Origin of the sequence: Antribacter gilvus (genome assembly GCF_003946865.1) — a bacterium.
Lineage (GTDB): Bacteria > Actinomycetota > Actinomycetes > Actinomycetales > Cellulomonadaceae > Antribacter > Antribacter gilvus.
Map to the genome: position 1 here is coordinate 632,722 of NZ_QXTH01000001.1, position 17,553 is coordinate 650,274.

The following is a 17,553-nucleotide window of genomic DNA, read 5'->3' on the forward strand; positions in this document are numbered from 1 at the left end:
TGGCACGGGAGAAGAAAGCAGGTTCGTTCGTGTCCCAGGATTCGCTGGACCAGACGGAGAACATCGACGTCACGCCCGACGCCATCGGCGACGAGGCGACGGTCGACGTGCCCGCGGACGCCGAGCCTGCCGACGCGGCGGACGCGACGGACTCGGCGCAGGACGATGACGCGACGGAGCCGGAGGACGTGACGGAGCCCGAGGGCGACGACGCGGCCGAGGGCGACGAGGAGCGGCCGTCCGACGAGGACGGCGACGTCGTCGAGGACGAGATCGCGGAGTTCAAGCGGACGCTGCGCGCTCAGGCCGGTGACTGGTACGTCATCCACTCCTACGCGGGCTACGAGAACCGTGTGAAGGCCAACCTGGAGAACCGCATCCAGAGCCTGAACATGGAGGACTACATCTTCCAGATCGAGGTCCCCATGGAAGAGGTGGCCGAGATCAAGAACGCGCAGAAGAAGATCGTGCGCCGGGTGCGTATCCCCGGCTACGTCCTCGTGCGCATGGACCTGACGGACGAGTCGTGGGGTGCCGTGCGCCACACGCCGGGCGTCACCGGGTTCGTCGGCCACACGCACCAGCCGGTGCCGCTGACCCTCGACGAGGTCTTCTCGATGCTGGCCCCGACGCTGGCCCCGCGGCCGGACGGCGGCAAGAAGGGTGCCGGCGGCGCGTCCGCCAAGGCCACGATCGAGGTCGACTTCGAGGTCGGCGAGTCGGTCACCGTCACGGACGGCCCGTTCGACACGCTGCCTGCCACGATCTCCGAGATCAACGTCGAGGCGCAGAAGCTCAAGGTCCTCGTCTCCATCTTCGGCCGGGAGACCCCGGTCGAGCTGTCGTTCAACCAGGTCGCCAAGATCTGATTGCCGGCCGGGTCTCCCGGCCGCGGCAGCACTGCAACCGGGTCATCGCCCAGGGCGTCGGCCCACAACACCAGAAAGAATGAGAAATGCCTCCCAAGAAGAAGGTCTCTGGCCTCATCAAGCTCCAGATCAACGCTGGTGCTGCGACCCCCGCGCCGCCGATCGGCCCCGCGCTCGGTCAGCACGGCGTGAACATCATGGAGTTCTGCAAGGCCTACAACGCGGCCACCGAGTCGCAGCGCGGCAACGTGATCCCGGTGGAGATCACGGTCTACGAGGACCGTTCCTTCACCTTCATCACGAAGACCCCGCCGGCCGCTGAGCTCATCAAGAAGGCCGCAGGCGTGGCCAAGGGCTCGCCGACCCCGCACACCACCAAGGTCGCCTCGCTGACCGCGGACCAGGTGCGCGAGATCGCCACCCAGAAGCTCGCGGACCTGAACGCGAACGACCTCGACGCCGCGTCGAAGATCATCGCGGGCACGGCCCGTTCCATGGGTATCACCGTCCAGGGCTGATTCGTCCAGGGCTGATCCAGCCCCGCTGGCGCCTCGGCGCCGGACTGCACGAGTGGGAGGGCCGTCAGGCCCGACACGACCACAAGGAGAAAGAAACATGGCACAGCACAGCAAGGCCTACCGGGCCGCCGCGGAGAAGATCGACCGCGACAACCTCTACACGCCGCTCGAGGCGGTCCGTCTCGCCAAGGAGACGTCGACCATCAAGTACGACGCCACCGTCGAGGTCGCGTTCCGTCTCGGCGTGGACCCCCGCAAGGCGGACCAGATGGTCCGTGGCACCGTGAACCTGCCCCACGGCACCGGCAAGACCGCCCGCGTGCTGGTCTTCGCGAACGGCGCCAAGGCGGACGAGGCCCGTGCCGCGGGCGCCGACATCGTGGGCGGCGACGAGCTCATCGACCGGGTCGCCGCCGGCTTCACCGACTTCGACTCCGCCGTGGCGACGCCGGACCTCATGGGCAAGGTCGGCCGCCTGGGCAAGGTCCTGGGCCCGCGTGGTCTCATGCCGAACCCGAAGACCGGCACCGTGACGATGGACGTGACGAAGGCTGTCACCGAGATCAAGGGCGGCAAGATCGAGTTCCGCGTGGACAAGCACTCGAACCTGCACTTCATCATCGGCAAGGTCTCGTTCGACGAGACCAAGCTGGTGGAGAACTACGCCGCGGCGCTGGACGAGGTGCTCCGTCTCAAGCCGTCCGCCTCGAAGGGCCGGTACATCACCAAGGCCACGATGGCGACGACGATGGGCCCGGGCATCCCGCTGGACCAGACCCGCATCACGCGGCTCCTCGAGGACGGCTGAGCCTCCTCGCTGACCGAGGCTGAGCCTCGGTAGAGCACAGCTGCACGACGGCGGCCGGCCACCTTCCGTACGGAAGGTGACCGGCCGCCGTCGTCGTGCCCGGGGCTTGCGCTCCGGGTGCGTTCAGGGCCGGGGGATCAGCAGGCGCCGAGGTCGCGCCAGACGCCCCACTGGCCGCTCTGGCTCGGGATCTCGCCGAGCGTCCACCACTTGGCCTCGTAGAGGCGGCCGGAGTAGGAGACGCGGTTGCCGCCTGTGTAGACGGTGGTGGACGACCAGGCCGACACGGCGCCGCACGACGCCGGGGGCGGCGTCGGGGTGGGGGTCGGGGTGGGCGTGGGCGTCGGCTTCGGCGTGGGGCTGGCCGTGGGGGTCGGGGTCGGGCTGGGCGTGGGACCGGGCGGCGGGGTGCCGGTGCCTGAGCCGAGGCGCTGGCCCACGACGTTCGCGACCTGGTAGCCGTTGGTGGCGTCCCAGTTGATCGACCACGTCATGACGCCGCCGATCTTGCCGTACGGCGTGGCGGGCCGGAAGGAGCCGCAGCTCGTGCCCTTCTCCAGGCAGTCCACCGCGGCGACGACGTTGGCGATCGGCTGGTAGCCGCCGCCTGCCGCCGACCGGACGGCGGGCACGCCGATGCCGACCTGGTCGGGGCGCAGCCCCATCTGGAGCTGGATGCAGGTCAGGGCCGTGAGGAAGTCGACCGTGCCCTGCGCGTAGACCTTCTGGTCGCAGCCCATCATGGTGCCCGAGTTGTAGTACTGGGTGTTGACGATCGTGAGGATGTCCTTGATCTTCAGCGTGAGCTGGTAGTAGGGCATCGTCGTTGCCTGGTAGTCGATGGTCTGCGGGGCCATCGCAATGATCAGGCTCGGGCCGGCGAGCGACCGGAGCTGGCGGAGGGCCTGCTCCATGTAGGTGGCGTTGATGCCGTGCTCGAGGTCGATGTCGACCCCGTCGAACCCGTACTGCTGCATGAGAGACCACGCGGAGCTGGCGAAGTTGGCGGCCTGGGTCGCGTTGGTGACGCTGACGTTGCCCTTCTCGCCGCCCACCGACAGCACGACCTTGCGGCCCTGTGCCTTGATCGCCGCGAGGTCGGTCTTGAACTGCGCGTCGGTGTAGCCGCCCAGCTCGGACGACGCGACGGTGAAGGTGATGCCGCCCGGGGACGACGTCGAGGCGTCGGCGAACGCGACCGCGACCAGGTTGTAGGCGGCCGGGATCTGGGACAGCCGCAGGGTCGTCGAGCCGTTGTTGAAGTTGTGCCAGTAGCCGGTGAGCCACTGTGCGCCGGTGGCCGCGGGGGCGACGGCGGCCGGGGCGGGGGCCGCCGTGACAGCCGGCGCGGCCGAGGCGACGACGGCGCCGGTAAGAGTGGCGGTGAGGCCGGCGGCGACGAGCGCTACCAGCACGCGAGGGACGCGAGGTCGTGAAAGGGGCATGGTTTCCTCCTTGAGGGGCATGGCTCGTCCACGGTATTCGTTAGGAGTCTTTCTGTGGATGAGGGAAGTCCCGTACATCACCTCGTTGCACGTATCAAGACCGGGTGCTACCCCTCTTTCCCTGGTGAGCAAGGTTCATCGCGTCGAGCCGGGAGAGGGGTGAAACCCGCATGGGCAGCATCTTTCGTCGCCTGGGAACAAGCAGGACCGCCCTAGACTCGGTAGGTCCAAACCCTGTGCGTCCCGTCACGGCGGGCGCCGTGCACCCCCTCGGCGATGCGATGACACGACCCACCGATTCCCCTACGGGCGTCAACGACCAGACCGGGGCAAGCCTCGGTGACCGCGCGGCCTTCGCGCTCCTCGAGTTCCGGGAGGGGCGGCAGCAAGCACTGGGCGACCTGATCCGCGAGGCGTCGCCGCTGCTGTGGCACACGGTCCGCGCTCAGGGGGTCGCCCACCAGGAAGCGGATGACGTGGTGCAGCACACGTGGGCGGCGCTGGTGAAGCACGCCCACACCATCACGGAGCCGCACGCCGTGCTCAAGTGGCTGCTCGTGACCGCGCGCCGGGCGGCCTGGGAGGCCGTCCGCAAGACGCGGGACGATGCGAAGCGCAGGGCGGAGCTGCCTGACGACAGCCCCGACCACCCCGCGTCGCTCCCGTCGTCCGACCCGCTCCCGGACACCCAGGTGCTCCAGGAAGAGCGGGACCAGATGTTGTGGAACTCGTTCCGGCAGCTGCCGGAACGTTGCCAGGAGCTGCTACGGCTCGTGTCCCTCGCCGACCGCCCGGACTACCGGGCGATCTCGTCGGCGATCGGCATGCCGATGGGCAGCATCGGATCGACGCGCGGACGCTGCCTTGCCAAGCTGCGCACCATCCTTGACGAGCAGGGGGACTTCTCGTGGACGACCTGACCTTGGGCCCGGACGAGCTGGGCCCCGACGGCCTCGGCTACGACCCCGACGAGGCTCCCGACGACGTGGACGTTGCGGTGCTGGCCGCCGTCGCGCGGATCGCCAACCTGGTCGACCCGGTGCCGGCGGGGCTCGTGGAGCGGGCGCAGTTCGCGGCCACGCTCGCCAGCCTCGAGTGCGAACTCATGGAGCTCTCGTACATCGAGGCGCCCCTCACCGGGGTGCGGGGCAGCGACTCGCTGAGCGGGATGGCAGGTGATGCTGCCCCCGTCGAGGCCCGGACCATCACGTTCACGCACGACACGCTGACCGTGATGATCTCCCTCTCGGGTGCAGACGGCGGGCGCGTGCGCGTGGACGGCTGGGCCGCCCCGTCGGGCGCCCTGACCGTCGAGCTGCTCCGCCCAGGCGCCGAGGCGCTGTCAGTGGAGTCCGACGAGGACGGGCGGTTCGCCTTCGAGTCCGTCGACCGGGGGCCGGCAAGCCTCGTGGTGCGGCGGTCCGAGGCAGAAGGCGCCGGCGCCGTGAGTACGCCCGTCATCGAGCTGTGATCGCTTCGCCCTGACAAGGGCCGAGCGCCACCAGGCGGCTCATAACCGCCACCACCGGCTGCACGGGGGTACTGCCGGACTCGTGAGACACCCGACGATCGAGAGGTACTTCAGTGAGCGAGCCCATGCCTGAGCCTGTCCTGCGCGTTCGTGATCACGCGGGCGGTGGCTGGCGCCCCGTCCGCGAGCTCGACCCGGCCAGCGCGCAGCGCCGCCGCGGCGGCCGCATCGCGCCGACCCGGTACGTGGCGGACCGGCTGATCATCCGTGGCATCCCGGGCGCCGACGACGACGCCGTCATCGCCGCTGCCATCGCCGCCGCCCAGCGGCGTGGGCTTGCCTACACCCTGCAGGAAGCGCCGGTCGCTGCCTCGCGCGGCGAGGTGCGGCGCACCGCCGTGTCGCTCGTGGTCGAGGGCGACGACGCCGACGCCTGGGACCTGCTCGACGAGGCGGTCGCTGAGCTGGGCGACGAGGAGCGGGTGCGGGCGGGGCTGGACCATGTGCTGGTGGGGCACAAGAACACTGTGGGCTTGGGCAGGCCCGGTGGGCCCAAGCCTGGTCACCGGCCTGGCCCGCCCCCCCGGCGCACCCACGAGGTTGGCTCGAATCCAGAGATAACGGCTGACGGAGTGCGCCGCCCGGTTGTCGCGATCGTCGACACCGGGATCGGTCGCCACCCCTGGTTCGACGACAGCGACGCTGTGCTCCGCGGTGTCACACTCTCTGACGGGCCGATCGGTACCTACCCAGCGGAAGAGCCGGATGGTGACGCGCTGCCTCAGCGTTCCGAGGAAGGTGAGGTGATTCCCAGCCACGCCGGCCACGGCACGTTTATCGCTGGCATCGTGCATCAGGTTTGCCCGGACGCCGTGCTGCTGCCCGTCAGGGTGCTCGGCACCGACGGTCTCGTCTCGGAGTGGGACCTCGCCCGGACCCTGGAGCGACTTCTGGAGTATCACGTAAGCGGAGTTCGCGGGGCCGAGGATCGTTCAGGCGTTGACGTTGTCATCCTGGCATGCGGATTCCTCCCCGAGGATCTCGCGGACGACGACTACGAGGGCGTGCTCCGGGGTGTGCTGCGCGACCTGCGCCGCGAGGGAGTTCTGGTTGTCGTTTCAGCAGGCAATGACGGAACGCGGGCGCCCGTGTTCCCTGCCGCCTGGGCGCCCGTCGTTGAGGTTGTGGGTGACCGGGTGCGCCCTGCGAACCCGGACGATCTCACGGATGAGTATCCACCGCTGCTCGTAGTCGGGGCTGGCAATCCCAACGGAACGCTCGCAGACTTCAGCAACGACGGACCGTGGGTCACGACAGCACGTCCTGGGGTTGAGGTGCTCAGCACGATGCCGGTCAGTTATGACGGCCCTGCGGTCCCCCAGACCCGACGCGCAGACGGGGAGCAGGAGGCGCTTGACGCAGACGACTTCACGGGTGGCTTTGCTCTGTGGAGCGGCACGTCGTTCGCGGCGCCCGTGCTGGCGGGGGAGCTTGCGGCCGCCCTGCTGCAGGGGCGTGCTGGCGGTCCGGAGATCGACCGCCGCGATCGCTACGCCCGTGTCAGCACCGCGTGGGATGCTGTGTACTCAGTGGAAGGGCTGTACGAGGCGCCCACCGTGTGACAGCAGCCGAGGGGGTGCGGGCGTCTGATGGCAGGCGAGGCCTGGGAACGGTACGTGGCCCGTCTTCAGGAAGCACGAGAGTACAGCCTTCGTGCTGAGGCGGGTATGGCGTCGCTGCTCTACGAGCGACTCGCGAGCGACCTAGCCGTGGTGCGTCCGGCGCCCGATGATCCGGACCTCGAGCGCTGGGCGCACCTTCTCGTTCGCACGTATCTCGGGCAGAGTACCTGCGTTCTCCGGGAGCCGGACGGTATTCCGAAGGTATTCGAGATGCTCCGCCAAGCCGAGGAGGTCGCCAAAGCGGCGTCCTCGGCTTCTCTCGCCGGTCTGGTGGCTGGACAGCGAGGTCTGGTCTTCATCCGCACTGGCCATCCGCGTGAAGCCCTCAAGGCGCTCTCGACAGCAATTGACCTCCACAGTGCGGGGGAGCCAAGGGATCTCGCGACGTTCTTGTTGAATCGCGGAAGTGCCTACGTGGAACTTGGCGATTTTGAGGCAGCTCTCGCCGATTATGAATCTGCGTATAAGCACGCCGCCGCCCTCAATCATCCGTTCTTTGTAGCCTTTGCCCGCCACAACATGGGTTATGCGAGGTACCTGCTCGGAGACCTGCCAGTCGCACTCACGGACATGGCAGACGCAGCGCGAACCGCCCCTGATCAACGGGACGGAATACCACTTCTTGGCCGTGCGCAAGCGCTCTTTGAGGCCGGTCTTGTAGCGGACGCCGAAGCGCTCCTCAGTAGGGCGGTTCCGCAACTCACTGCCGCGGGTCTCCATCTCGACCTGGCAGAGGCTGAGTACTACCGCGCCCGCAGTTTGCTGGCGCTACGTCGCTACGAGGAGGCCCGGTCGTTGGCCAGGCGGTCCAGGCGTCACTTCACCCGGGTGGGTTACGCGCCGCGTGCCGTCCTCGCCCGCGTGCTGGAACTTGAAGTTGCGCTGACGCCCACTCGGCTTGAGGGATCCGCGAACCGGGCAACCGCGCTGCGCCGAGCACATGCCGCGCTCGAGGCTGCCGAAGGTGGGTTTACGGCGGGGCCAGTTCTGGGCCACCACCCGGGGCATGCGGCCCTCATAGTTGCGGCACAGTGGCTGCTCCAGGCGCGGGAGACCATGCGTGCCCGAGAGATCCTTGATCGAATCCCCCGGGATGATCCAGGCACCCCGCTGACTTTCCGCCTGCAGCGTTACGTCGCAACCGCCGAGCTCGCCTTCGCCGAGGGCGACCGCCGTCGCGGCCTCCGCGCCGTCCGCGAGGGCTTTGCGCTCCTGGCCGAGCACCGCTCGCGGCTGGGCAGCGTGGAGTCGGTGACGGCGGCCGCCGTCCACGGCGTCGAGCTCCAGTGGGTCGACGTCCGCGCCGCCCTCAAGACGGGCCGCGCTGCGGCCCTCTTCGACGCTCTCGAGCGGGGCCGAGCGGTGGGCGCCGGCGCCGGCCGGGTCACCCCGCCTGACGACCCAGAGGCAGCAGCCCTCCTCACCGAGGCGCGCGGCCTGCTCGCCAAGGCGCGTGAGCTGCCCGCCACGGGTGGCCGTGCGGTCACCGCCGAGCGGGAGGCCCTGACCCGCAAGGCACGCCGCATCCAGGCGGAGGTGCGTGAGCGATCTTGGCGGCACGCGGGGGAGACCGTCGCAGATCGCGCGGTCACTGCCCGCGAAGTGTCCCGGCTGCTCGCGGCCAGGGACGACGGTGCAGTCGTCGCCAACTACTCGGTCGTCGACGGTCAACTGCGAGCGGTCCGGATCGGCGCTCGCGGTACCACGATGCTCCACCTTGGCCCCATTATCGAGATCGCGGAGCGGGTCCGCCGGGTGCGGGCCGACCTCGTCATCACCGCCAACGACCTCATCCCCGCCCCGCTGCGCGCCGCCGCCCGCGGTTCGCTCGAACGCAGCCTCAAGGCGCTCGACGAGGCCCTGGTCGCACCGCTCGGTGCGTGTGGCGACCTGTACGTCGCGACCCGCGAGCCGCTGCTGAGCATCCCGTGGTCGGCGCTGCCGTCCAGGGCAGGCCGGCGCACGTCTGTGCGGTCGTACGTCGCACGCGGGCGTCACCACGCCGCCCCGACCGGCGGTCGTCGGATCTTCGCGGCTGCGGGTCCCGGAGTCGACGAGGGCGACACGGAGGCACGGGCAGTCGGCGCAGTCTGGGCAGGCGCGGTGCTTGACGATGTACCGGCAGCCGCCGAGAACAACACTGTCCACGCTGGGGAGTCAGCCTCCGAGCGCGATGTTGTTCTCGTGGGCCAGCCGGGTACGGTGGCCGAGCGCGTCCGAGAGGTGTCAGTCCTGACCGGCGCCGCAGCCACCACCGCCGCCGTCCGCGAGGCCCTCGCGACGAGCGACGTGGTGCACCTCGCCGCCCACGGCCAGCACGACGTCGACAACCCCCTTTTCGCGTCGATCGAGCTCGCCGACGGCCCGCTGTTCGCCCACGAGCTGGACGGCCTGCGGCTGCCGGACTCCGTCATCGTCCTCTCGTCGTGCGAGGTGGGCGGCCACACCGCGGTGCTCGGCGGAGAGGTCCTGGGCCTCACGTCGGTCCTGCTGCGCCTCGGCGCCCGCGCGGTGATCGCCTCCGTGGCCCCGCTCTCCGACGCGCTCGCCGCCGAAGTGATGCCCCGGCTGCACGAGCACCTGCGCGACACCGACGACCCGGAGGCGGCGCTCGCCGCTGCGATCGCGGACGTCGCGGAACCCGTCCCGCTGGTCTGCTTCGGCTCCGTGGAGGGCCTCACCTCCTGACGGCCCGCGCACATCACATCGGCACGTCGTCGTCGGTTCGGCAGTTCAAAATACCGAACCGACGACAATCTGCCGAACCAATGTGCGCGCGACCTGCACGGCGCACCCGGCCGGCCCGGTGCACCCGCCCGCCCCACCGCCGTCGGGCAAGCGATTCCCCGGTCACGATCCACTACGCCGCATTGAGCACCGCGCCCCCGCGGACGTACCGTTGGCCCCGGTCTGCCCCGCCGGGGCCGGGAAGAGGTGGGCGCGAGGTGTGGCCGGAGCTCGAGACGGAGCTGCTCGCTGCCCGGGACCTGCACTTCCGGTCGCGGCCGGCGCGGGCGCTGCGGCGCTTCCGCCGCATCCTGGACGGCCTGCGAGCCATCGACAAGGGCACGCTCGGCCCGGAGGACCATGCCCGCTGGGCCGACGCCATGGTCCGGTCCCTCATGGGCGAGGCGTTCGGGGTGCACGCCGTGGCCTCGGACCTGGACGGCGCCCTGACCATCCTCGACGACGCGGCCCGGCACGCCGCGCGGTCCCCGAAGCCGCTGCGTCGGGGGCTGGTCGCTGTGGCGGTCGGCTACCGCGGCCTGGTGCTCCTGCGGTCCGGGCGGTCGGCGGAGTCGCTGCCGCTCTTCGACAGCGCCCTCGCGGGCGCCGCCAGCCTTCCGGGCCGGACCAGCATCCCCGACCGCGACCTGGCCACGCTCCACGTGAACCGGGGCGCAGCCCTCACCGATCTCGGCAGGCTGGTGCCGGCACTCCGCGACTACGAGGCGGCGATCGTGGTGGCGCGCCGCAGCGGCAACACGGCGCTGGCCGCCCTCGCCCTGCACAACATCGGGTTCGTCCGCTACGCGCTCGGCAACCTGCCGGGCGCGCTCAGCGCCATGAACGAGGCCCGTGCCGCCGCACCCGACCGGGAGGACGGCGTCCTCGACATCGGGCGCGGCGCCGTCCTGTTCGAGGCCGGGCTCCTCGCCGACGCGGAGCGGGTCCTCGCGGCCGCCCTCCGCCGCATGCGGGGAGCGGGCCGCAGCCTCGACCGCGCGGAGGTGGAGTACTACCGGGCACGCTGCCTCCTCGCTCTCCACCGGTACGACGAGGCCCGCCGCAGCGCCGCCTTCATCCGCCGGCACGACGTCCGGAGCGGGCACGGGCCCCGCGCCGCCATGGCGCGCGTCTTCGAGCTCGAGGTCGACGTCGCCGAGGTCCGTGACGCGGTCCGGGCGGGCAAGCAGGTGCCGAGCGGGCTCGCCCGCCGTCGGGCCCGCCGAGCCCTGGCCGTCGCCGCTCACGCGGACGGTGCGGGCAAGGTGCTGGGGCGGGAGTCGGGCGGGGCCGCCCGGCTCGTCGCGGCGCAGTGGCACCTGGTCGTCGGCGACGTGAAGGAGGCCGCGCAGCTCCTCGCGGCGCTGCCCCGCGGTTTCGCCGGCGCGACCCTCACCCACCGCGTCCAGTACTACGGCACAGTCGCGGAGCTCGCGTTCGCCACCGGGCGGCGCGCCGCGGGCCTCCGCGCCGTGCGCTCCGGCTATGGGCTGCTCACCGCCCACCGGGCCCGGCTCGGCGCCGTCGAGTCGATCGCAGCGGCCGGCACGCACGCCGTGACGATCCAGCTCGTCGACGTCCGCGCGGCCCTCGGGACAGGCCGCGCCCCGGCGGTCTTCGACGCGATCGAGCGCGGCCGGGCCATGGGCGCGGGGTCGGGACGGCTCACGCCGTCGGGCGACCCGGGCGTGGCCGGGCTGCTGACGCAGGCCCGCGGCCTCATCGCCCAGGCGCGGCACCTGCCTGCAGGGTCGGGCGAGCGGGAGCGGCTCACCACCACCGCGCGTGCCCTGCAGGAGCAGGTCCGCGAGCAGACCTGGGTGCATGCGGGCGACGCGGACGTGGTGCGGCCCGTGACCGCCCGCGAGCTGCGCAAGGCCCTGGCCGACGGCGGCGAGGGCACCGTCGTCGCGAGCCTCGCCACGTTCGGTGGCCGGGTCGTGGCCGTCCGTGTCGACGCCCACGGCACCCGGCTGCTCGACCTCGGCGACCCCGCACAGGTCGCCGAGCAGGCCCACCGCGTCCGGGCCGACCTCGCGGTGGTCGCCAACGCGTTCGTCCCCCCGCCGCTGCGCGACGCCGCCCGCCGCTCCCTCACCCGCGGCCTCGACCGGCTCGACACGATGCTCGTCGCCCCGCTCCACGCACCCGGACCGCTGCACCTCGTGGCGCGCCACCCGTACGTGGGCCTGCCCTGGTCGGCGCTCCCGTCGCGGCGCGGCCTGGCGACCTGGGCCAGGTCCTACGTGGCGCGCAGGCGCCCGCTCCCGGTGGCCGACGACGGCGGTGCTCGCCGCGTGCTCGTGGCCGCCGGGCCGCAGGTGACGGAGGGTGCGGCCGAGGCGCTCGCGGTGGGGGCGGTGTGGCCGGGCTCGCTCGTCCTCCTGGGCCGGGACGCGACCACCGAGGCGGTGCGCGACGCCCTGGCGACCCACGACGTGGTGCACCTGGCGACGCACGGCCGGCACGACGCCGCCAACCCGCTCTTCGCCTCCGTGGACCTCGCCGACGGCCCGCTGTTCGCCCACGAGCTTGACGGGACCCGGCTCCCGGGGTCCGTCGTGGTGCTCTCGTCGTGCGAGGTGGGCGCGTCGTCGCCGCGGGGCGGGGGAGAGGTCCTGGGACTCACGTCGGTCCTGCTGCGCCTCGGGGCACGAGCGGTGATCGCGTCGGTCGGCCCGCTGTCCGACGCCGTCGCCGCCAAGCTCATGCCCCGCCTCCACGCCGAGCTGCGGGCGGGGCGCTCGCCCCAGGCCGCGCTCGCCACGGTGCTCGCGGACGAGCCGGACCCCGTCCCGCTGGTGTGCTTCGGCTCGGTGGACGGGCTGGCGCCGTGAGGGTGTGGCGAGGGCCACTCACATGAATGTGCACATCCGAATGGGCACAGGGTATGGTTCACCTGTAACCCAAGACCGCCGGTCGTCCGACGCTGCCTGGTAACGGGAGAGCAGAAGACCGAAGTCCCGCGAATGCGGAGCCTGCGCAGGTGAACGAACTCGAGCACGGTCCGCCGTGCATCCCCGAGCCCCGTGCGCCTGCGCCGGGGCTCCTTTCTTTTCCGGGGCGGAGATGCCGGTGGTACCACCACCGGAAGGATTGCCATGGCGAGGCCGGACAAGGCAGCCGCCGTCGCGGAGATCGCGGACAAGCTCCGCGGTTCGAACGCGGCCGTGCTGACCGAGTACCGCGGGCTCACCGTCGCGCAGCTGAAGACGCTGCGTCGGTCGCTCAGCGGCAACGCAACCTACGCCGTGGTGAAGAACACGCTGACCGCCATCGCGGCGAAGGAGGCCGGTGTCGAGGGTCTCGACGCCGAGCTGTCTGGTCCTTCCGCGATCGCGTTCGTGACCGGTGACCCGGTCGAGGCCGCGAAGGGTCTGCGTGACTTCGCCAAGGCGAACCCTGCACTGGTCATCAAGGGCGGTGTCCTCGACGGACGCGCCCTGACCGCTGCAGAGGTCACCAAGCTCGCGGACCTCGAGTCCCGTGAGGTTCTGCTGGCCAAGGCGGCCGGCGCGATGAAGGGCAAGATGTCCCAGGCTGTCTACGCCTTCACCGCGAAGCCCGCCCAGGTCGCCCGCATCATCGATGCCCTGCGTCAGAAGCAGGAATCGGAGGGCGCAGCCGCCTGACCAGGTGGCAGCGCCAATAAACACCCCCTGCTTCTGGCGGGCTGACAGCCCGCGAAGCGATTACCGAAAGGAACGCCGATCATGGCGAAGCTCAGCACCGACGAGCTCCTGGCCGCTTTCGAGGAGCTCACCCTCATCGAGCTCTCCGACTTCGTGAAGGCCTTCGAGGAGAAGTTCGACGTCACCGCCGCCGCTCCGGTGGCCGTTGCCGGCGCTGCCGGCCCCGCGGCCCCCGCCGAGGAGGTCGAGGAGAAGACGGAGTTCGACGTCATCCTCGAGGCTGCCGGCGACAAGAAGATCCAGGTCATCAAGGAGGTGCGCGCCCTCACGTCCCTCGGCCTCAAGGAGGCCAAGGACCTGGTGGACGGCGCCCCCAAGCCCGTCCTGGAGAACGTTGCCAAGGACGCCGCCGAGAAGGCCAAGGCCGCTCTCGAGGGCGCCGGCGCCACGGTCACCGTCAAGTGATCCTGCGGGCCGCCTGAGGACCTCGTGCCCGACGGCGCCCGCCCCGCATGACGTGAGGCCCGCACCCCTGGTGGGGTGCGGGCCTTCGCGCGTCTTTGCTCGTACGTCTCGTAGGCCCCCTGTGCGCCCCACTGGACGGTGGATGTGGTTGCGGATACGCACCAATTCACCGGTTCGACGTGCGCGTACTGAGGCAAGTAGACATACTTGAACTCATTAGGTATGCTAGCGCTTTGCGCCCGCGTGTGCCCTCGACGCCTCCACTGCCATCACGTATCCCCTGGTCATCAAGCCGCCCGCATCCCTGTTGAGGGATGCCCTGTGGCGACCGGTCACGTGGCAGTTTGCATCCTGCAGCACCGCAGAGCGTACAGCGTTCACCCGAACTGCAGGGAAGGACCCCTCTTGGCTGCCTCGCGCACCCCTTCAGCTCCGTCCGCCGACGCCATCGCGAACCGCACCGCCTCCCGTCGCGTCTCTTTCGCCAAGATCTATGAGCCCCTCGAGGTCCCCGACCTGCTCGGTCTCCAGACCGAGAGCTTCGACTGGCTCCTGGGCAACTCCGCCTGGCAGTCCAGGGTCGAGTCTGCCCTCGAGGCCGGCCGTAACGACGTCCCCGCGACGTCGGGCCTCGAAGAGATCTTCGAGGAGATCTCGCCGATCGAGGACTTTGGCGCCTCGATGTCGCTGTCGTTCTCCAACCACCGCTTCGAGCCGCCAAAGTACACGGCCGACGAGTGCAAGGAGAAGGACTTCACCTACGCGGCCCCGCTCTTCGTCACCGCGGAGTTCGTGAACTACACCACCGGTGAGATCAAGAGCCAGACCGTGTTCATGGGCGACTTCCCGCTCATGACCGAGCGCGGCACCTTCATCATCAACGGGACCGAGCGCGTCGTCGTCTCCCAGCTGGTGCGCTCGCCCGGTGTCTACTTCGAGCGCACGGCCGACAAGACGAGCGACAAGGACATCTTCTCCGCGAAGATCATCCCGTCGCGCGGTGCCTGGCTCGAGTTCGAGATCGACAAGCGCGACGCCGTCGGCGTCCGTGTCGACCGCAAGCGCAAGCAGTCCGTGACGGTGCTGCTCAAGGCCCTCGGCATGCCCGAGGCGCAGATCCGCGAGGAGTTCGCCAACTACCCGTCGGTCCTGGACACCCTCGAGAAGGACCACGTCCACACCGAGGACGAGGCCCTCGTCGACCTGTACCGCAAGATCCGCCCGGGCGAGCCGCCCACGGTGGAGGCGGGCCGCGCCCTCCTGGAGAACTTCTACTTCAACCCGAAGCGTTACGACCTCGCGAAGGTCGGCCGCTACAAGGTGAACAAGAAGCTCGGCCTGGACGCGCCGCTGTCCGACTCGACGCTCTCCGTCTCCGACGTCGTGGCGACGATCAAGTACATGGCCGCGCTGCACGCCGACCACGCCACGATGCCCGGTGTCCGCAACGGTGAGCCCGTGGAGGTGCGCGTCGAGACCGACGACATCGACCACTTCGGCAACCGTCGTATCCGCGCCGTCGGCGAGCTGATCCAGAACCAGGTCCGCACCGGCCTGTCCCGCATGGAGCGCGTCGTCCGCGAGCGCATGACCACGCAGGACGTCGAGGCGATCACGCCGCAGACGCTGATCAACATCCGCCCCGTCGTGGCGTCGATCCGCGAGTTCTTCGGCACGTCGCAGCTGTCGCAGTTCATGGACCAGAACAACCCGCTCGCCGGCCTGACGCACAAGCGTCGTCTGTCCGCGCTGGGCCCGGGTGGTCTGTCCCGTGACCGTGCCGGCATGGAGGTCCGTGACGTCCACCCGTCGCACTACGGCCGCATGTGCCCGATCGAGACCCCTGAAGGCCCGAACATCGGCCTCATCGGCTCGCTGGCCTCGTTCGGCCGGATCAACCCGTTCGGCTTCATCGAGACGCCGTACCGGAAGATTGTCGACGGCAAGGTGACGGACGACGTCCTGTACCTGACGTCGGACGACGAGGACCGCCACATCATCGCGCAGGCCAACACGCCGCTCGCGGCGGACGGCTCGTTCGCGGCCGACCGCGTCCTGGTCCGCACCAAGGGTGGCGAGACGAACGACGTCTCGAGCTCCGACGTCGACTACATGGACGTCTCGCCGCGCCAGATGGTGTCGGTCGCGACCGCCCTCATCCCGTTCCTCGAGCACGACGACGCGAACCGCGCCCTCATGGGTGCGAACATGCAGCGTCAGGCCGTGCCCCTGGTCCGCTCCGAGGCGCCGCTCGTCGGCACCGGCATGGAGCGCCGTGCGGCCATCGACGCCGGCGACGTCATCGTGGCGACCAAGCCCGGTGTCGTCACGGAGGTCTCGGCCGACCTGGTGCTCGTGGCGAACGACGACGGCACGACCGGCTCGTACCGCATCAAGAAGTTCGTGCGTTCCAATCAGGGCACGAGCTACAACCAGCGCGTCCTGGTCGACGAAGGCCAGCGGGTCGAGAACGGCTCCGTCCTCGCGGACGGCCCGGCGACGGACGAGGGCGAGCTCGCGCTCGGCCGCAACCTTCTCGTGGCGTTCATGTCGTGGGAGGGCCACAACTACGAGGACGCCATCATCCTCAGCCAGCGCCTGGTGGAGGACGACATCCTCTCCTCGATCCACATCGAGGAGCACGAGGTCGACGCGCGCGACACCAAGCTGGGCCCCGAGGAGATCACGCGGGACATCCCGAACGTCTCCGAGGACGTCCTGGCCGACCTGGACGAGCGCGGCGTCATCCGCATCGGTGCCGAGGTGGGCGCGGGCGACATCCTCGTCGGCAAGGTCACGCCCAAGGGTGAGACCGAGCTGACCCCGGAGGAGCGCCTGCTGCGTGCCATCTTCGGCGAGAAGGCCCGCGAGGTGCGTGACACGTCCCTCAAGGTGCCCCACGGCGAGTCCGGCACGGTCATCGGCGTTCGCGAGTTCAACCGCGAGGACGGCGACGAGCTGCCCGCCGGTGTGAACCAGCTGGTCCGCGTGTACATCGCCCAGCGCCGCAAGATCACGGTGGGCGACAAGCTCGCCGGCCGTCACGGCAACAAGGGCGTCATCTCGAAGATCCTGCCGCAGGAGGACATGCCGTTCCTCCCGGACGGGACCCCGGTCGACGTCGTCCTCAACCCGCTCGGTGTCCCCGGCCGTATGAACGTCGGCCAGGTCCTCGAGACGCACCTCGGCTGGGTTGCCAGCCGTGGTTGGGACGTCAGCCTCGCCGAGGACCCGAAGGCTGCGTGGCTCGAGAACGTGCCGGAGATCGCCCGTACGGGTGATCCCCGCACGCCCGTGGGCACGCCGGTGTTCGACGGTGTGCAGGAGGACGCTCTGCGCGGCCTGCTGTCCACCACGCTGCCCAACCGGGACGGCGACCGGATGGTCGGCGAGGACGGCAAGGCCGACCTGTACGACGGCCGCTCCGGCGAGCCGTTCCCCGAGCCGGTGTCCGTCGGTTACATGTACATCCTGAAGCTGCACCACCTCGTGGACGACAAGATCCACGCGCGCTCGACCGGTCCGTACTCGATGATCACGCAGCAGCCGCTGGGTGGTAAGGCGCAGTTCGGCGGTCAGCGTTTCGGTGAGATGGAGGTCTGGGCTCTCGAGGCGTACGGCGCTGCCTACACGCTCCAGGAGCTCCTGACCATCAAGTCCGACGACGTCCCGGGCCGCGTGAAGGTCTACGAGGCGATCGTCAAGGGCGAGAACATCCCAGACTCGGGCATCCCGGAGTCCTTCAAGGTGCTCCTCAAGGAGATGCAGTCGCTCTGCCTGAACGTGGAGGTGCTGTCCAGCGACGGTGTCTCCATCGAGATGAAGGAGTCCGACGACGAGGTGTACCGCGCGGCGGAGGAGCTGGGCATCGACCTGTCCCGCCGCCCGAACGCCGCGTCCAGCATCGACGAGATCTGATCGTTCAAGAGACTTAGG

At 70.2% G+C, this 17,553-nt stretch carries 13 protein-coding genes; 11 read left to right on the plus strand and 2 right to left on the minus strand.

Annotation, left to right across the window (positions count from 1 at the left end):
- Positions 1-29: 29 nt before the first annotated feature.
- From nusG to rplA, 3 genes are all read left to right on the plus strand, one after another.
- A complete protein-coding gene (gene nusG / locus D1350_RS02695) occupies positions 30-869 on the plus strand; it encodes a transcription termination/antitermination protein NusG (protein ID WP_125773543.1) in 840 nt (279 codons plus the stop codon).
- Between the two features lie 86 nt (positions 870-955).
- Positions 956-1,387, plus strand: a complete 432-nt coding sequence (gene rplK, locus D1350_RS02700; RefSeq protein WP_125773545.1) for a 50S ribosomal protein L11 — start codon at positions 956-958, stop codon at positions 1,385-1,387.
- A gap of 97 nt (positions 1,388-1,484) precedes the next feature.
- Positions 1,485-2,195 (plus strand): 50S ribosomal protein L1, encoded by a 711-nt coding sequence (gene rplA / locus D1350_RS02705; RefSeq protein WP_125773547.1) that lies wholly within the window; start codon positions 1,485-1,487, stop codon positions 2,193-2,195.
- Between the two features lie 137 nt (positions 2,196-2,332).
- On the opposite strand, the gene D1350_RS02710 is transcribed toward rplA, so the two are convergent.
- On the minus strand, positions 2,333-3,640 hold the full coding sequence (locus D1350_RS02710; protein WP_125773549.1) for a glycosyl hydrolase family 18 protein: 1,308 nt from the start codon (positions 3,638-3,640) through the stop codon (positions 2,333-2,335).
- Between the two features lie 281 nt (positions 3,641-3,921).
- Between D1350_RS02710 and D1350_RS02715 the strand changes: the two genes are divergently transcribed.
- From D1350_RS02715 to D1350_RS02725, 3 genes are all read left to right on the plus strand, one after another.
- A complete protein-coding gene (locus D1350_RS02715) occupies positions 3,922-4,560 on the plus strand; it encodes an RNA polymerase sigma factor (RefSeq protein WP_125773551.1) in 639 nt (212 codons plus the stop codon).
- Positions 4,548-5,111 (plus strand): hypothetical protein, encoded by a 564-nt coding sequence (locus D1350_RS02720; RefSeq protein ID WP_240643833.1) that lies wholly within the window; start codon positions 4,548-4,550, stop codon positions 5,109-5,111. Before D1350_RS02715 ends, D1350_RS02720 begins: the two co-directional genes overlap by 13 nt.
- 113 nt (positions 5,112-5,224) lie before the next feature.
- Positions 5,225-6,733 (plus strand): S8 family peptidase, encoded by a 1,509-nt coding sequence (locus tag D1350_RS02725; protein ID WP_125773553.1) that lies wholly within the window; start codon positions 5,225-5,227, stop codon positions 6,731-6,733.
- A 141-nt stretch (positions 6,734-6,874) separates the two neighbouring features.
- Here D1350_RS02725 and D1350_RS23540 read toward each other — a convergent pair whose 3' ends face one another.
- Positions 6,875-7,513, minus strand: coding sequence for a hypothetical protein (locus tag D1350_RS23540; protein ID WP_164544997.1), 639 nt, complete (start codon positions 7,511-7,513; stop codon positions 6,875-6,877).
- Positions 7,514-7,849: 336 nt separating this feature from the next.
- Here D1350_RS23540 and D1350_RS23545 point away from each other — a divergent pair, with 336 nt between their 5' ends.
- The 5 genes from D1350_RS23545 to rpoB all read left to right on the plus strand — a co-directional run bounded on the left by D1350_RS23545 (position 7,850) and on the right by rpoB (position 17,535).
- Positions 7,850-9,481 (plus strand): CHAT domain-containing protein, encoded by a 1,632-nt coding sequence (locus D1350_RS23545; RefSeq protein WP_164544998.1) that lies wholly within the window; start codon positions 7,850-7,852, stop codon positions 9,479-9,481.
- Between the two features lie 257 nt (positions 9,482-9,738).
- Positions 9,739-12,357 (plus strand): CHAT domain-containing protein, encoded by a 2,619-nt coding sequence (locus D1350_RS02735; protein WP_125773557.1) that lies wholly within the window; start codon positions 9,739-9,741, stop codon positions 12,355-12,357.
- Positions 12,358-12,621: 264 nt separating this feature from the next.
- Positions 12,622-13,152 carry a 50S ribosomal protein L10 gene (gene rplJ, locus D1350_RS02740; RefSeq protein WP_125773559.1) on the plus strand — a complete coding sequence of 177 codons (531 nt, stop codon included), beginning with the start codon at positions 12,622-12,624 and terminating at the stop codon, positions 13,150-13,152.
- An 81-nt stretch (positions 13,153-13,233) separates the two neighbouring features.
- Positions 13,234-13,617 (plus strand): 50S ribosomal protein L7/L12, encoded by a 384-nt coding sequence (gene rplL / locus D1350_RS02745; protein ID WP_125773561.1) that lies wholly within the window; start codon positions 13,234-13,236, stop codon positions 13,615-13,617.
- A gap of 405 nt (positions 13,618-14,022) precedes the next feature.
- Positions 14,023-17,535, plus strand: a complete 3,513-nt coding sequence (gene rpoB, locus D1350_RS02750) for a DNA-directed RNA polymerase subunit beta (protein ID WP_125773563.1) — start codon at positions 14,023-14,025, stop codon at positions 17,533-17,535.
- Positions 17,536-17,553 lie beyond the last annotated feature (18 nt).

Coding starts and splice junctions, on each gene's coding strand:
- rplJ (WP_125773559.1), top strand. CDS start 12,622: ATGGCGAGGCCGGACAAGGCAGCCGCCGTCGCGGAGATCGCGGACAAG.
- D1350_RS02715 (WP_125773551.1), top strand. CDS start 3,922: ATGACACGACCCACCGATTCCCCTACGGGCGTCAACGACCAGACCGGG.
- D1350_RS02710 (WP_125773549.1), bottom strand. CDS start 3,640: ATGCCCCTTTCACGACCTCGCGTCCCTCGCGTGCTGGTAGCGCTCGTC.
- D1350_RS23545 (WP_164544998.1), top strand. CDS start 7,850: ATGCGTGCCCGAGAGATCCTTGATCGAATCCCCCGGGATGATCCAGGC.
- D1350_RS23540 (WP_164544997.1), bottom strand. CDS start 7,513: ATGGAGACCCGCGGCAGTGAGTTGCGGAACCGCCCTACTGAGGAGCGC.
- rplK (WP_125773545.1), top strand. CDS start 956: ATGCCTCCCAAGAAGAAGGTCTCTGGCCTCATCAAGCTCCAGATCAAC.
- rplL (WP_125773561.1), top strand. CDS start 13,234: ATGGCGAAGCTCAGCACCGACGAGCTCCTGGCCGCTTTCGAGGAGCTC.
- rplA (WP_125773547.1), top strand. CDS start 1,485: ATGGCACAGCACAGCAAGGCCTACCGGGCCGCCGCGGAGAAGATCGAC.